Source organism: Streptomyces sp. NPDC048291, assembly GCF_043201715.1.
GTDB lineage: Bacteria > Actinomycetota > Actinomycetes > Streptomycetales > Streptomycetaceae > Streptomyces.
This window is the reverse complement of sequence record NZ_JBICZC010000020.1, coordinates 115993-130052: the sequence shown is the minus strand read 5'-3', so window position 1 is coordinate 130052 and position 14060 is coordinate 115993. Positions and strand designations below refer to the sequence as shown.

At 72.4% G+C, this 14060-nt stretch carries 13 protein-coding genes; 3 read left to right on the top strand and 10 right to left on the bottom strand.

Going from position 1 to position 14060, the window contains the following annotated elements; genetic code table 11:
- Window positions 1–21: 21 nt before the first annotated feature.
- From ACGF5O_RS43445 to ACGF5O_RS43435, 3 genes are all read right to left on the bottom strand, one after another.
- Window positions 22–1533 carry an aldehyde dehydrogenase family protein gene (locus ACGF5O_RS43445; protein WP_393815466.1) on the bottom strand — a complete coding sequence of 504 codons (1512 nt, stop codon included), beginning with the start codon at window positions 1531–1533 and terminating at the stop codon, window positions 22–24.
- Between the two features lie 164 nt (window positions 1534–1697).
- Window positions 1698–2399 carry a DUF2637 domain-containing protein gene (locus ACGF5O_RS43440; RefSeq protein ID WP_393815465.1) on the bottom strand — a complete coding sequence of 234 codons (702 nt, stop codon included), beginning with the start codon at window positions 2397–2399 and terminating at the stop codon, window positions 1698–1700.
- 357 nt (window positions 2400–2756) lie between these two features.
- Window positions 2757–3701 carry a LysR family transcriptional regulator gene (locus ACGF5O_RS43435; protein ID WP_393815464.1) on the bottom strand — a complete coding sequence of 315 codons (945 nt, stop codon included), beginning with the start codon at window positions 3699–3701 and terminating at the stop codon, window positions 2757–2759.
- Between the two features lie 103 nt (window positions 3702–3804).
- On the opposite strand from ACGF5O_RS43435, the gene ACGF5O_RS43430 reads away from it, so the two are divergent.
- Together ACGF5O_RS43430 and ACGF5O_RS43425 are read left to right on the top strand one after the other, a co-directional pair.
- Window positions 3805–5208, top strand: a complete 1404-nt coding sequence (locus ACGF5O_RS43430) for an MFS transporter (protein WP_393815463.1) — start codon at window positions 3805–3807, stop codon at window positions 5206–5208.
- Window positions 5209–5246: 38 nt separating this feature from the next.
- Window positions 5247–5933, top strand: coding sequence for a siderophore-interacting protein (locus ACGF5O_RS43425; RefSeq protein ID WP_393815462.1), 687 nt, complete (start codon window positions 5247–5249; stop codon window positions 5931–5933).
- A 69-nt stretch (window positions 5934–6002) separates the two neighbouring features.
- On the opposite strand, the gene ACGF5O_RS43420 is transcribed toward ACGF5O_RS43425, so the two are convergent.
- The 5 genes from ACGF5O_RS43420 to ACGF5O_RS43400 form a co-directional block, all read right to left on the bottom strand.
- Window positions 6003–6992, bottom strand: a complete 990-nt coding sequence (locus ACGF5O_RS43420) for a malate dehydrogenase (RefSeq protein WP_393815461.1) — start codon at window positions 6990–6992, stop codon at window positions 6003–6005.
- Window positions 6993–7421: 429 nt separating this feature from the next.
- Complete coding sequence (locus ACGF5O_RS43415) at window positions 7422–8498, bottom strand: DUF2690 domain-containing protein (RefSeq protein WP_393815460.1); 1077 nt, start codon at window positions 8496–8498, stop codon at window positions 7422–7424.
- Window positions 8499–8841: 343 nt separating this feature from the next.
- Window positions 8842–9318, bottom strand: a complete 477-nt coding sequence (locus ACGF5O_RS43410; protein ID WP_393815459.1) for a helix-turn-helix domain-containing protein — start codon at window positions 9316–9318, stop codon at window positions 8842–8844.
- A gap of 255 nt (window positions 9319–9573) precedes the next feature.
- Entirely contained in the window at window positions 9574–10002 is a 429-nt protein-coding gene (locus ACGF5O_RS43405; RefSeq protein ID WP_393815458.1) for a DUF3017 domain-containing protein, read from the bottom strand.
- Complete coding sequence (locus ACGF5O_RS43400; protein WP_393815457.1) at window positions 9992–10846, bottom strand: bifunctional methylenetetrahydrofolate dehydrogenase/methenyltetrahydrofolate cyclohydrolase; 855 nt, start codon at window positions 10844–10846, stop codon at window positions 9992–9994. Before ACGF5O_RS43400 ends, ACGF5O_RS43405 begins: the two co-directional genes overlap by 11 nt.
- A gap of 229 nt (window positions 10847–11075) precedes the next feature.
- Between ACGF5O_RS43400 and ACGF5O_RS43395 the strand changes: the two genes are divergently transcribed.
- Window positions 11076–11681, top strand: a complete 606-nt coding sequence (locus ACGF5O_RS43395) for an RDD family protein (RefSeq protein WP_393815456.1) — start codon at window positions 11076–11078, stop codon at window positions 11679–11681.
- Between the two features lie 94 nt (window positions 11682–11775).
- Here the strand turns inward: ACGF5O_RS43395 and purH are convergent, their stop codons facing one another.
- Window positions 11776–13359, bottom strand: coding sequence for a bifunctional phosphoribosylaminoimidazolecarboxamide formyltransferase/IMP cyclohydrolase (purH, locus tag ACGF5O_RS43390; protein WP_393815455.1), 1584 nt, complete (start codon window positions 13357–13359; stop codon window positions 11776–11778).
- Window positions 13356–13985, bottom strand: coding sequence for a phosphoribosylglycinamide formyltransferase (purN, locus tag ACGF5O_RS43385; RefSeq protein ID WP_393815454.1), 630 nt, complete (start codon window positions 13983–13985; stop codon window positions 13356–13358). The genes purH and purN overlap by 4 nt, the downstream gene beginning before the upstream one ends.
- Window positions 13986–14060 lie beyond the last annotated feature (75 nt).

The window sequence follows — 14060 nt, the reverse complement described above, 5'->3', positions numbered from 1 at the left end:
CCGGCCGGCGGCCGGGAGGGCTCAGCCGGCGAACCAGCGCACCGGCTTCGGCGCGAGGTTCTGGTAGACGTGCTTGGTCTCGCGGTACTCGGCGAGCCCCGCGGGTCCCAGCTCACGGCCGGTGCCGCTCCTGCCGAAGCCGCCCCACTCCGCCTGCGGCAGGTAGGGGTGGTAGTCGTTGATCCACACCGTGCCGTGCCGCAGCCGCCCCGCGACCCGGCGGGCCTTCCCGGCGTCCGTGCTCCAGACGGCGCCCGCGAGTCCGTACTCGGTGTCGTTGGCGAGGGCGACCGCCTCGTCCTCGGTGCGGAAGGTCTCGACGGTCAGGACGGGCCCGAAGACCTCCTCGCGTACGACCCGCATCTCGCGGTGGCACTGGTCGAGGACGGTCGGCTCGTAGAAGTAGCCGGTGGCCGGGCGGTCGGCGGAGGGTTCGGGGCGCCTGCCGCCCGCGCGGAGCACCGCGCCCTCCGCGAGCGCCGACGCCACGTACTCCTCGACCTTCGCGCGCTGCTGTTCGGAGACGAGCGGGCCGCACTCGACGCCGTCCGCGGTGCCCCGGCCGAGCCGGATCCGGGCGGCCCGGCGGGCGAGTTCGGCGACGAACCGCTCCCGGACGGGCTCCTCGACGATCAGCCGGGCGCCGGCCGAGCAGACCTGGCCGCTGTGGATGAACGCGGCGTTGAGGGCCTGGTCGACGCCGGTGTCGAAGCCTTCCGGCGTGGCGCAGGCGTCGGCGAAGACGACGTTGGGGTTCTTGCCGCCCAGTTCGAGGGCGACCTTCTTGACGGTGGGCGCTGCGGCCCGGGCGACCTTGGTGCCGCTGGCCAGGCCGCCGGTGAAGGAGACCAGGTCGACGTCGGGGTGCTCGGCGAGGCGGGCGCCGACGGTGTGGCCGGGGCCGGTGACCAGGTTGGCGACTCCGGCGGGCAGCCCGGCCTCGGCGAGCAGTCCGATGAGCGCGACCGTCGTCAGCGGGGTCAGCTCGCTCGGCTTGACCACGAACGTGTTGCCGGCCGCGAGCGCCGGGGCGATCTTCCAACTGGCCTGGAGGAGGGGGTAGTTCCAGGGTGTGATCAACGCGCACACGCCGACCGGTTCGGCTACGACGACGCTGTGGATGTCGGCCGAGCCGGCGTCCACCACCCGGCCCGCGCCCTCCGCGGCGACCAGGTCGGCGAAGTAGCGGAAGGCGTCGGCGACGCAGTCGATGTCGACGCGGCCCTCCGTCGCGGTCTTGCCCGCGTCCCGGCTCTCCAGGAGACCGAGCTGTTCGCGGTCGCGTACGAGGAGGTCGGCGACCCGGCGGAGCAGGGCGGCGCGCTCGGCGACGGGGGTCCGGGGCCAGTCGCCGGTGTCGAAGGCACGCCGGGCGGCGGCCACCGCCGCCTCCGCGTCCTTCTCGTCGCCCTCGGCGACCACGGCGAAGGGCAGGCCGTCCGCGGGGTCGACGATCTCGCGTGTCGCGCCGGAGGCCGCTGCCAGCCAGTCGCCTCCGGCATGGATGGTCGCTCGTGCCGTGCTGTCCGCCATGATCGGTATTGCCTTCCGTTCCTGTTCGGTGCCCCTGTGTGACATCCGGGTCGCACTCGGGGACCGCCGGCACCTGCCCTCGGCCTCGGATTGCATGCGCAATCGTCGGCCGGAAGTGTGCGGCGTCACTGAACAGTCGGACATAGCGGCACAAACCGCAGAGGTCAGGGCGTGCCGCCCGCCGACGCGGCGGGCGTGGCGTGCCGGGGCTTGCCCTTGGTCGAGATCTGGCCGACGAGCTCCCAGAAGCAGACCAGGGCGGTGATGGGCGGAATCCCGAAGATGACTAACGACAACAGCGCATGTGAGGAGTGGCTGACACACAGGGCCACGGCCACGACCGAGGCGGCCAGCACGACACACCAGGACCGCCGCGCGCTCCGGCGCTGGGCGGTGGCCCGCAGGACGGACAGCGCCGCCACGAACCACGGGCCGTAGACCGTCAGCGGCCAGTACTGCGCCAGTCCCCCGGGGAGCACCGACGAGGCGATGCCGCGCAGCTGCGCGTAGGAGTAGCAGAGGGACCAGGCCAGCATGGACACCGCGCAGAGCGAGACCATCGCGATCAGGAGCGTGATGTGCGTGACGCTCCGGCCGCCGTCGAGCAGGTGGGATTCGTGGCGGACCCGGTGGCGGACCCGCCGGCGGCTGCCCCGGCGCTGGGCCGGCACGTCCATGAGCGTGGGGGCCGCGGCCACACCGGTCGGTGCGGACAGTATCTGCGCCAGCTCCTCGACCGGGTCCCAGTCGCTCGGCGCGACGTCCGGCTCGGGGGCACCCCAGGCATGGTCGTAGAGACCGGGATGGTCGTAGAAGCCGGTGTGGTCGTAGAGACCTGGCCCCGAGTCGTGCTGAATCCCGTCCATCGCTTACCTCCACACCCTGCCTCAGAACGCTCCGTACAGATCTGCCATGGTCCGCCGATATTCATTTTCCATCGTGTTGATTCTCTTCAGGAAATCATCGAGCAGGTCCGAGCATGAAGTGATATCCATACCGCCGGGCCAGCGGAGCAGGGTTGTCGGATGATCTTCGGCTGCGCACCAGTCCAATCGCGTCACGGTCACCTAACGACCGCCACACCGGGTGGGATTTGGAGCGTTCGGGGGAATTCCGTCACCCGGAAGAGAAGTTATATAATTCCCACCCGCCTACCGCAGATGAAATTGCGAATACGCCGGATACCGCAGTCCGTGAATACTGAATTTAAATGAACGGCGAGGTCACGGCGAGGTCGCCGCGGTCCTCGCGGTCCGCGCGGTCACCAGCTCCCGTACGCAGCCCCGCAGCCAGGCGTGCGCCGGGTCGGCGTCGTGGCGCGGATGCCAGGCCATGCCGAGCGGGATCGGCGGCAGCGGCAGCGGGACCTCGAAGGTGGCGAGGCCCAGGGTGGTGGCCAGCGGGACCCCCCAGGAGCTGACCAGGCCGATCAGGTCGGAGTCGCGCAGCACGAAGAGGGAGGCCGGGAAGGTGCCGACGGTACCGACCACCCGCCGTTCCAGGCCGAGTTCGGCCAGCGCGGCGTCGACGGGGCCGTGCAGCTTGCCGCGCCGCGAGACGTTCAGGTGACCGGCGGCGGTCGCGAACCGCTCGGGGGTCACCTCACCGGCCAGCAGCGGGTGCCCGGACCGCACGACACCGACCATGCGGTCCTCCTGGAGGTGCTCCACCCGCACCTCGGGCGCGGTGGTGTCGATCGCCCCGACCTCCAGGTCGGCCATGCCCTGCCGCAGGTACGGCAGGTCCACGTGGGCCTCGGCGAGGAAGCGGATGCGGATGCCGGGGGCCTCCGCGGCGGCCCTGGCGAAGAGGACGGCGGCATGGGTGCCGGCGATCGCGTCCGGGCCGATGATCGTGAAGGTCCGGGAGACGGTCCGCAGATCGGTGTCCCGGCCAGGCGCGAACAGCGCCTGCGCGCGCTCCACCACCGCGCTCACCTCGGCGCGCACGGCAAGGGCGTGCGGGGTCGGCACCATCCGCCGCCCGGCGCGCACCAGCACGGGGTCGCCGAGCGCCCGGCGGATCCGGCCGAGGGTGCGGCTCATGGCCGGTTCGGACAGGTGCAGACGGCGCGCGGCCCGCTGCACGCTCTCCTCCTCGAGCAGCACGTCCAGCGCGACCAGCAGGTTCAGGTCGAGGCCCCCGGGGGATCCCGCGGATTGCGTCATACGCAGTCGTCCCTTGCAAAGGTTGCACTGGAAAGCAGGTCAGCGCCGAGCCTACGGTGACAGGGCACCCCACACCACACCCACCAGCTCCCCGGGAGGAGCCGTGCCCTCGCACGCCCTGAAACGCCCCGTCCTGCTCGTCCTGTGCGCCTGCGTGCTGGTCGCGCAGAGCATGGTCGCCGCCATCAACCTGCTCATCCCCGAACTGGCCGCGTCGTCCCTGCACCCCTCGCACAGCGAGATCCTGTGGACCGTCGACGCCTACGTCATCGCCTTCGCCGCCCTGCTCGTCCCGGCCGGCGCGCTCGGCGACCGGCACGGCCGCAAGGGCGCCCTGCTCGCGGGCCTCGCCCTGTTCGCGGCCGGCGCGGCCACCAGCGCGCTCGCGCCGGATCCGGCCGTGCTGATAGCGGGCCGCGGCCTCTCCGGCGCCGGGGCCGCGCTGATCACCCCGGCCACCATGTCGATCCTGGTCCACCTCGCCGCCCCCGAGCGGCGCGCCCGCGCCCTCGCCTCCTGGACCCTGGCGCTGGGCCTGGGCGGCGCGGCCGGCAACCTGGGCGGCGGGCTGGTCGGTCAATTCCTTTCCTGGCGGGCCCTGTTCGCCGCCATGGTCCCGCTGGCCGCCCTGCTCGCCCTGGCCGTCGCCCTGGTCACCCCGCGCACCGAACGCTCCGCGCACAGCAACCTCGACCCGCTCGGCACCCTGCTCCTCACGGCGGGCCTGGTGGCGGTGCTGTTCGGCATCATCGAGGGCACGACCTACGGCTGGACGTCGGCGCCCATCCTCGGCTCCTTCGCGGCGGGCGCCGTACTCACCACCGTCTTCACGCTCCACGGCCTGCGCTCGCCGCGCCCCCTCTTCGACCCCCGGGTCTTCGCCTCCGCCCGGCTGCGCTCGGCGTCGCTCGGCACGGCGGCCGGCTTCTTCGGCCTCTTCTCCCTGTTCTTCGTCAACTCGCAGTACCTGCAAGGGGTCAAGGGCTACGACGCGGCGGTGACCGGCGTCGCGATCATGCCGCTGACGATCGGCATGGCCCTGGTCCCGAGGCTCGCCGCCCGCTGGGCGGGCCACCCGCGCGCGGTCGTCGGCGCCGGGCTCGCCCTGATCGGCCTCGGCCTGCTCGGCGCGTCCACCGTCGACGCGGCCACGCCGTACTGGACGTACGCCTGCTGGCTGCTGGTCATCTCGGCCGGCACCGGTCTGTCGATGCCCGCCCTCACCCTCGGCGTGGTCGGCTCGCTCCCGCCGCACCAGGCGGGGCTCGGCTCCGGGCTCGGCACCACGGCCCGGGAGACCGGCGCCGCCCTCGGGGTCGCGGTCACCGGCACGATCCTGTCCGCGCACAGCGACCTCACCTCCGGGATGGGCCCGGCCCTGCGTACCGTCGCCCTGCTGGTGCTCGCCGCGACGGCGCTCGTGGTGGCCGGATACGGCCGCCGCAACCCGACACGCACTATCGCGTCCGAACCGGAACGCGTACTATCGCGTTCTACCGGCGCCTGAGCAACTCCCCGCACACCCCGGCCCGTTGAGGAGCCCCGATGCCCGCCCTGCTGAACCCCGTCCTCGACCTGCTGACCCTGCGCGGCACCGTCACCGAGGCCGAGCAGCTCACCGCCCGGATGCGCCGGCTGCGCATCGACGGCGACCAGCTCGCCGGCCTCGACGTCCGGCCCGGCCAGCAGGTCCGGGTCCTGGTCGCCGGCCTGACCCTGCGGACGTACTCGGTCTGGCACTACGACCCGTCGGGCGTCGTCGAGTTGTGCGTCCTCGACCACGCCGAGGGCGGCCCCGGCGCCCGGTGGGGCCGGACCGTCGGGAAGGGGGAGCAGGTGCGGCTGCGCGGGCCCGAGGGCACCTTCACGCTGCGCCCCGACGCCGACCACCACGTCTTCGTCGGCGACGAGACGGCCGCGGTCGCCTTCGGCGCGATGCTCGCGGCACTGCCCGAGGAGGCCCGGATCTCCGGCTGCGTCGAGACGGAGACGCCCGCCGACCGGCTGCCCCTCACCCACGCGGAACGCCTCGACTGGGTGCTCAGGACCGAGACCTCGCTGCCGGACGCGGTACGGCGGCTCGCTCCCCAACCCGGCGGGGTGGCGTACGTCGCCGGGGAGGCGCGGGCCGTGCAGGCGGTGCGCAAGGTGCTGGTCCAGGAGGCGGGTTGGGACCGGCGCGCGGTCCTCACCAAGCCGTTCTGGACGCCGGGCAAGCGCGGGATGGAGTAGCGCCACCGGATGCGGACGGGCCCCGCTCCGGAGGGAATCCGGAGCGGGGCCCGTCGGGGTGCGGGAGGCTCAGATGAGGCCGAGGGCGCGGACCGCGTCGCGCTCCTCCGCCAGCTCCTGCACGGAGGCGTCGATGCGGGCGCGGGAGAACTCGCTGATCTCCAGGCCCTGGACGATCTCGTACTTGCCGTCCTTGGTGGTGACCGGGAAGGAGGAGATCAGGCCCTCCGGGACGCCGTAGGAGCCGTCCGACGGGATGCCCATGGAGGTCCAGTCGCCGTCGGCGGTGCCGTTGACCCAGGTGTGGACGTGGTCGATCGCGGCGTTGGCGGCGGAGGCCGCGGAGGACGCGCCGCGGGCCTCGATGATGGCCGCGCCGCGCTTGGCGACGGTCGGGATGAACTCCTCGGCCAGCCACTTCTCGTCGTTCACGACCTCGGCGGCGTTCTTGCCGGCCACGGTGGCGTGGAAGATGTCGGGGTACTGGGTGGCGGAGTGGTTGCCCCAGATGGTCAGGCGCTTGATGTCGGCGACCGTGGAGCCCGTCTTCTTCGCGAGCTGGGTCAGCGCGCGGTTGTGGTCGAGGCGGGTCATCGCGGTGAACCGCTCGGCCGGTACGTCCGGGGCGGCGGCCTGGGCGATCAGCGCGTTGGTGTTGGCCGGGTTGCCGACGACCAGGACCTTGATGTCGTCCGCGGCGTTGTCGTTGATGGCCTTGCCCTGCGGCTTGAAGATGCCGCCGTTGGCCTCAAGGAGGTCACCGCGCTCCATGCCCTTGGTGCGGGGGCGGGCGCCGACCAGGAGGGCCACGTTGGCGCCGTCGAAGGCGACGTTCGGGTCGTCGGAGATGTCGATGCCCTGGAGCAGCGGGAAGGCGCAGTCGTCGAGCTCCATGGCGGTGCCCTCGGCGGCCTTGAGCGCGGGGGTGATCTCCAGGAGGCGGAGCCGGACCGGCACGTCCGCGCCGAGCAGCTGGCCGGAGGCGATGCGGAAGAGCAGGGCGTAACCGATCTGGCCGGCCGCGCCGGTGACGGTGACGTTCACGGGAGTGCGGGTCATGGCGTTCTCCGTATGACAGCTGGCGGTGGGCGTCCTTGCCCTGGGTGCCCTGGGGTGCGGACGTACAAAATGATCGATCTCTTGGTATCAAGAGATCCACCGGTCAGGCTATCGCGCATCAAGGATGCCGGAGGGCGAGGGGTCGGTGTGGCTCACCCCACAAAAGAGGCGGCCGCCTGTCCGGGAGAGGTGAGACAGGGCGGCCGCCACTCGGGGGTACCGGTTTCCGGACTCCCGTGGGGGGATACGTGTCGCGTGCCCAGGATGGAGGCGGGCATTCCTGTGTGCCGCCGATTTCTTCTGCGCCGACGTCTTCCTCGCCGTTCCGCGGCGCTGTCGCGAGGCACCGGGGGCTGCCGCCCCCAGACCCCCGCCGTCGGCCTTCGGCCTCGTCCTCGAACGCCGGACGGGCTGTTGTGATCACGCTTCCTACGTCGTGCACCCCTGCTGCCCCGACGCCAGCGTCGCGCAGGCCTTCGCCGCCGCCGCGTCCCGCACCGCCACCATCGGCGTGTACGCGATCGTGTCGCCGGTGGCCGTGATGTCGCCGCGTTCCGTGGTGGTGCCGGCCGTGACCCGGACCGAGTCGCCCCGGGCGGCGCCCGTGATACGGCCCCAGGCGGCGCCGCAGGTCCGGCTGTAGCGGACCTCCAGGGTGGTCGCGCCGACCGTGACGGTCTTCGCGGTGGTCACGAGGTCGCCGCTGCACCCCATGGCCTCGGCGTCCTTGCCGGTGCAGCCGGCGCCCGCGCACTTCACCCCGGCCGGGAGGTCGCCGCCGGTGGCGGTGGACGGGGTGGCCGAGGCGCCGTTGCCCTGGTTCTTGCTGCCGCCGCCGTCGCCTCCGGTGAGGAAGAGGACCCCGGCGACGACCACGGCCACCCCGACGACCCCGGCGAGGAACATCGTCAGCCGCCGCCTGCCACCGCCGGGCGGGGCCGGAGGCGGGGACCCCGCCGGGCCGCGGGTGCCCGAGCCCTCGCGGCGGTTGGCGTCGGGTGCCGTCGGCTGGGGCGGGATGGTGGGCGAGACGCCCGCGGGTCCGGCGATCCCCGGCATCGCCACCGCGCTGCCCGCCCGGCGCGGCGCCTTGCCGCCCGCTCCTCCTGCGCTTCCCGCGCCCCCCGCGCCGCCTCCGCCGCCGGAGGACGTGGCGGGCGGGGCCCCGAACTCCCCCAGCGCGGCCCGCGCCTGGGAGATCCGGATCGCCTCCATGGTCATGTCGTGGCGCATCTCCGAACGGCTCCAGGCCCGTTCGGCCAGCTCCCACATGGTCGTGAGGTGGACGGGATCGGTCTCGGTGACCTCGGCGAGCGCGACGACCGCGCCCTTCGGCGCCAGCAGCCGGCCGCCGAGATAGCGGTCCCACGACGTCCTGGCGTAGCCGGTGCGGTCGGACAGTGCCGCGACGCTCAGGCCGCTGCGGTCCACGAGCCGCCGCAGCTGGGTCGCGAACTCCTTGACCTGCGGATCGAGTTCGTCCGGCAGGTCCTTCCAACGAGGCATTGCTTCCCCCCTCTTCCCCCGGTCCTCTTCCCCCGGTTCGGTGCCGTGTCTTCCCCCGCGTTCCCCTCGCGCGGTGCCCCCGCGCCGGTCCCCGTTCTGGCTACCCAGCGGGATGCGGCGGTCCCGGAGAACAGTCCCCGGGCAGGGGGCGCACTGGAGCATCGGCCCGTGCGGCATGCACCGTCGCACGCCGTCCGCCGTACGGTCCGACGGGCCCTCGGCTCGTCCCGATCGGACACGTTAGCCCGGTTGTGGGTCGCCTCCGTTACCTGTCCGCGAACTTGTCAACACATCGACACACCGGTCATCCGGCCGTGACCTCGCAGGTCACAGGGGTCACAGCTCACCCGAGAGCCACGGCGCCGACGACCGTCACGAGGAGCAGGGCGAGCAGCAGCAGGACCGCGTACAGCAGCAGCCGGTGGTGCGGGCGGGGCTCGGGGTCCTGTTCCGGCCGGTCCCACCACGGGAGGGTCGGATCGTCCTCGTACCCCTCCGGCTCACCCGCGCCCGGCGGCCGGTCCGGGTCCGGGACGGTCGCCGGACGCGGCCAGGCCTCGACGGCGAGCTCCCAGCGCACGGCGTGCCGTTCGGCGTCGGCACCGGCCAGGCCGGCGACCCTGCAGAGCGCGACGACGGCCTGCCGGGGCGGCGGCTGCACGCCGTTGAGATAGCGCTGCCAGGACGACTTGCTGTACGCGGTGCGGGCGCCCAGCGCGACCAGGCTGAGGCCGGTGTCGTCCTTGAGGAGCCGCAGCTGCTCCACGAAGTGCCGCACCTCCGCCGGGAGTTCCTCCGGCAGCGGCTGCCAGCCGCCCATCACGCACCTCCACGGCCTGCCTCGTTGCCAGTTCGTTGCCAGTTCAGAGCGGGTGACGACGGCGGGCGGCCCGCCGGTTCCCGCAGGCAGGGGCCGTGCGGGCGGCTCGTAGCGGAACTGTCACCTCTCAGCCACAGCCGTAGGACAGGCGTTGAACAGCCGCCGCGCGGTGGAAGGCTGATTCCCGACAGCGGTCCGTCCTGCTCGGGGGAGGGGACGGGCCGCCTCAGCGCACCCGCACCCGACAGCGAACCCCTAGCTCTTCATCGTGAAGTGCAGCGTGTCCTTCAGGTACGGGATCACCAGCCACGGCTTCGGCTGCGCCATCAACGCCAGCAGCACGATCACCAGCCCCAGCACCCCGTACGTCGCGATGTCCGTGAACCGCGACCGCACCGCCAGCATCCCGACGCTCGGCAGTATCCACCGCATCACCGCACCGGCCAGCAGCCCCGCCCCGATCAGCAGCGCGCCGACCCGGAACTGGTCCAGCGAGGTCAGCAGCAGCCCCATCGCGACGGTCGCGAGGACCACCAGGATCGGCCACTGCCGGGCCGGTGCCGGCAGATCCCCCGACGCGGCCCTGCCGCCCCCTTCGGGGCGCGCCGTGTCCCGGGTGAACAGCGGGAAGCGCCGGGGCGCCCGGCGCCCCGCACCCTGCTCGTGACCGCGCTCAGCCGACACTGCGCTCCGCCGCCTCGACCACGTTGACGAGCAGCTGCGCGCGGGTCATCGGCCCGACCCCGCCGGGGTTCGGGGAGATCCACCCGGCGACCTCGGCGACCCCGGGGTGCACATCCCCGACGATCTTGCCGTCGGCGTTGCGGGAGACACCGACGTCGAGTACGGCGGCGCCCGGCTTGACGTCCTCGGGGCGGACCAGGTGCGGGGAGCCGGCGGCGGCGATGATGATGTCGGCGCGCTTGAGGTGCGACGCGAGGTCGCGCGTGCCGGTGTGGCACTGCGTGACCGTGGCGTTCTCGCTGCGCCGGGTGAGCAGCAGCGGCATCGGGCGGCCGATGGTCACGCCGCGGCCGACGACCACGACCTCGGCGCCCTTGATCTCGACGCCGTACCGGCGCAGCAGGGTGAGCACGCCGTTGGGGGTGCAGGGCAGCGGCGCGGGCTCGCCGAGGACCAGCCGGCCGAGGTTCATCGGGTGCAGGCCGTCCGCGTCCTTGTGCGGGTCCATCAGCTCCAGGATGCGGTTCTCGTCGATGCCCCTGGGCAGCGGGAGCTGGACGATGTAGCCGGTGCAGGTGGGGTCGTCGTTGAGCTCGCGGACGACCGCCTCGATCTCCTCCTGGGTCGCGGTGGCGGGGAGTTCGCGCTGGATGGAGGCGATGCCGACCTGCGCGCAGTCGCGGTGCTTGCCGGCGACGTACTTCTGGCTGCCGGGGTCGTCCCCGACGAGGATCGTGCCGAGGCCGGGCGTGACGCCCTTCTCCTTCAGCGCCGCCACGCGGGCGGTCAGATCGGACTTGATCGCGGCTGCGGTGGCCTTGCCATCGAGAATCTGGGCGGTCATGGGTCCATCCTCGCGGATGCCGGTCTCCCGGTTCCAGTCGGGTGTGCGGTCATGATCAATGATGTTGCACTTGCACAACACATCGCGAATCAGGGTGGACAACAACACGCCCGTACTAAACGATAAGCGGCGCAGTATCGCGGTCCGGTGGGGGGCAAACCGCTCAGATCATGACGTACCTCCGTCCTTGGCCGCGTCGTCCCCGCAGGTAAAACGGAGGAACCCCGTCATGAGTTTCGGCGCGCCCAACAACCCCTACGGCCAGCAGCCGCAGAACCCGCAGCAGGGTCAGCCCGGCTACGGCTACCCGCAGCAGGGTCAGCCCGGCTACCCGCAGGCCCCGCAGGGCGTGCCGCCGCAGCAGAACTACGGCTACCCGCAGCAGCCGGGTTACCCGCAGCAGGGCGGCTACGGCTACCCGCAGCAGGGTTACGGCGCGACGCCGCCGTACGCGAACTGGGGCTGGCGCTTCCTGAGCAGGCTGATCGACTCGCTGCTGTACGGCATTCCGTACATCCTCGTGATCGTGGGCGCCGGCAACAAGACCCCCGCGCTGACGATCATCGGCTTCCTCGGCCTGATCGGCCTGTTCGTCTACCAGATCATCCTGGAGGGGCGTACCGGCCAGAGCCTGGGCAAGAAGGCGGTCGGCACCCGCACCCTCAAGGAGGAGACGGGCCAGCCGATCGGTGCGGGCATGGCGTTCGTGCGCCAGCTGGCGCACATCCTGGACGGCCTGCCCTGCTACCTCGGCTACCTGTGGCCGGCGTGGGACGCCAAGCGCCAGACGTTCGCCGACAAGGTCTGCGGCACGATCGTGATCCGCAGCAACTGAGCGTTCGCAGCGACCCCAAGGGCCGTGTCCCCGCGCAGGGGGGACACGGCCCTGGTCTTTGGCCTTCGTGTGCTCGCGCCCACGCGCCCGCGGCTCAGTGGAAGAAGTGCCGCGTCCCGGTGAAGTACATCGTCACGCCCGCCTTCTCGGCGGCCTCGACGACGAGTTCGTCACGGACCGAACCGCCCGGCTGCACCACGGCCTTCACGCCGGCCGCGGTGAGGATCTCCAGGCCGTCGGGGAACGGGAAGAACGCGTCGGAGGCGGCGTAGGAGCCGCGCGCCCGCTCCTCCCCCGCCCGCTCGACCGCGAGCTTCGCCGAGTCGACGCGGTTGACCTGGCCCATGCCGACGCCGACCGAGGCGCCGTCCTTGGCGAGCAGGATCGCGTTGGACTTCACGGCCCGGCAGGCCTTCCAGGCGAACGCCAGCTCGGCCAGCTCCGCCGCGTCCAGCGCCTCGCCGGTCGCGAGGGTCCAGTTGGCCGGGTCGTCGCCGTCCGCCTGGAGGCGGTCGGTGACCTGGAGCAGCACACCGCCGTCGACGGCCTTGACCTCGACGGGGTTGGCGGGGGCGCCCGGGGCCTTCAGCACCCGGATGTTCTTCTTCCTGGCGAGGGCTTCGAGAGCGCCCTCCTCGTAGTCGGGCGCGACGATGACCTCGGTGAAGATCTCCGCGACCTGCTCGGCCAGCTCCTTGCTCACCGACCGGTTGACGGCGATGACCCCGCCGAACGCGGACAGCGGGTCGCACGCGTGCGCCTTGCGGTGCGCCTCGGCGACGTCCCCACCGACGGCGATGCCACAGGGGTTGGCGTGCTTGATGATCGCGACGCACGGCTCGTCGTGGTCGTACGCGGCACGGCGCGCGGCGTCCGTGTCCGTGTAGTTGTTGTACGACATCTCCTTGCCGTGCAGCTGCTCGGCCTGCGCGAGACCGCTGCCGCTGCCGTCCACGTAGAGCGCGGCCGGCTGGTGCGGGTTCTCGCCGTAGCGCAGGGTGTTCTCGCGCTCCCAGGTGGCGCCGAGGAAGTCGGGGAACCGCGAGTCGTCGACCGGGGCGTACTCGGAGGCGAACCAGGACGCCACCGCCACGTCGTACGACGCGGTGTGCTGGAAGGCCTCGGCGGCGAGCCGCTTGCGGGTGGCGAGGTCGAAGCCGCCATCGGTGACGGCCTTGAGGACGTCGGCGTACCGCTGCGGGCTGGTGACGACGGCGACCGAGGGGTGGTTCTTGGCGGCGGCGCGGACCATCGAAGGACCGCCGATGTCGATCTGCTCGACGCACTCGTCGGGGGTGGCGCCGGAGGCGACGGTCTCGCGGAACGGGTACAGGTTGACGACGACCAGGTCGAACGGCTCGACGCCGAGCTCTTCGAGCTGGCGCCGGTGGTCCTCGAGGCGCAGGTCGGCGAGGATGCCGGCGTGCACCTTGGGGTGCAGGGTCTTGACCCGGCCGTCCAGGCACTCCGGGAAGCCGGTGAGCTCCTCGACCTTGGTGACGGGGACGCCGGCGGCGGCGATACGGGAGGCGGTGGAGCCGGTGGAGACGAGCGCGACACCGGCCTCGTGCAGCCCGCGGGCGAGCTCTTCGAGCCCGGTCTTGTCGTAGACGCTGACGAGCGCGCGACGGATGGCCCGCTTGCCGCTCTCGGCCGTGACAGTGCTCTCGGCGGTCACTGGATAACTACCTTTCGTCCCTCAATGCGATAGCCGTTGCGGGCGATCCGCCCCACGACCTCGACGAGCAGCCTTCGCTCGACGTCCTTGATGCGCTCGTGCAGAGCGCTCTCGTCGTCCTCGTCCCGGACCTCCACCACGCCCTGAGCGATGATCGGCCCGGTGTCGACGCCGTCGTCGACGAAGTGGACGGTGCAGCCGGTGACCCTGGCGCCGTACGCGAGCGCGTCCCGTACACCGTGGGCCCCCGGGAAACTCGGCAGCAGGGCGGGATGCGTGTTGACCGTCCGCCCCCCGAACCGCGCCAGGAACTCCTTCCCGACGATCTTCATGAACCCGGCGGAGACGACCAGGTCGGGTTCGTGGGCGGCCACGGCGTCGGCCAGTGCCCTGTCCCACTCCTCCCGGGTCCCGAAGTCCTTCACCCGGGTCACGAACGTCGGGATCCCGGCCCGCTCGGCACGCGCGAGCCCCTCGATGCCCGCGCGGTCGGCACCGACGGCGACGATCTCGGCGCCGTAGGCCTCGACGCCGGTCCCGGCGATCGCGTCGAGGAGCGCCTGGAGGTTGGTGCCGGATCCGGAGACCAGCACGACGAGGCGCTTGGCCACGGGCTTGGCGGCCACGGCGGGGCCCTTTCTCGGGGGAGCGTCGGTACGGCGGCCGGCCCCGCACCCGCTTTGTACATTCGTACGAGTGCT

Excerpts from the sequence above, each read along its gene's own strand:
- ACGF5O_RS43445 (WP_393815466.1), bottom strand. The coding sequence starts at position 1,533 with ATGGCGGACAGCACGGCACGAGCGACCATCCATGCCGGAGGCGACTGG.
- ACGF5O_RS43440 (WP_393815465.1), bottom strand. The coding sequence starts at position 2,399 with ATGGACGGGATTCAGCACGACTCGGGGCCAGGTCTCTACGACCACACC.
- ACGF5O_RS43435 (WP_393815464.1), bottom strand. The coding sequence starts at position 3,701 with ATGACGCAATCCGCGGGATCCCCCGGGGGCCTCGACCTGAACCTGCTG.
- ACGF5O_RS43425 (WP_393815462.1), top strand. The coding sequence starts at position 5,247 with ATGCCCGCCCTGCTGAACCCCGTCCTCGACCTGCTGACCCTGCGCGGC.
- ACGF5O_RS43420 (WP_393815461.1), bottom strand. The coding sequence starts at position 6,992 with ATGACCCGCACTCCCGTGAACGTCACCGTCACCGGCGCGGCCGGCCAG.
- ACGF5O_RS43415 (WP_393815460.1), bottom strand. The coding sequence starts at position 8,498 with ATGCCTCGTTGGAAGGACCTGCCGGACGAACTCGATCCGCAGGTCAAG.
- ACGF5O_RS43410 (WP_393815459.1), bottom strand. The coding sequence starts at position 9,318 with ATGGGCGGCTGGCAGCCGCTGCCGGAGGAACTCCCGGCGGAGGTGCGG.
- ACGF5O_RS43400 (WP_393815457.1), bottom strand. The coding sequence starts at position 10,846 with ATGACCGCCCAGATTCTCGATGGCAAGGCCACCGCAGCCGCGATCAAG.
- ACGF5O_RS43395 (WP_393815456.1), top strand. The coding sequence starts at position 11,076 with ATGAGTTTCGGCGCGCCCAACAACCCCTACGGCCAGCAGCCGCAGAAC.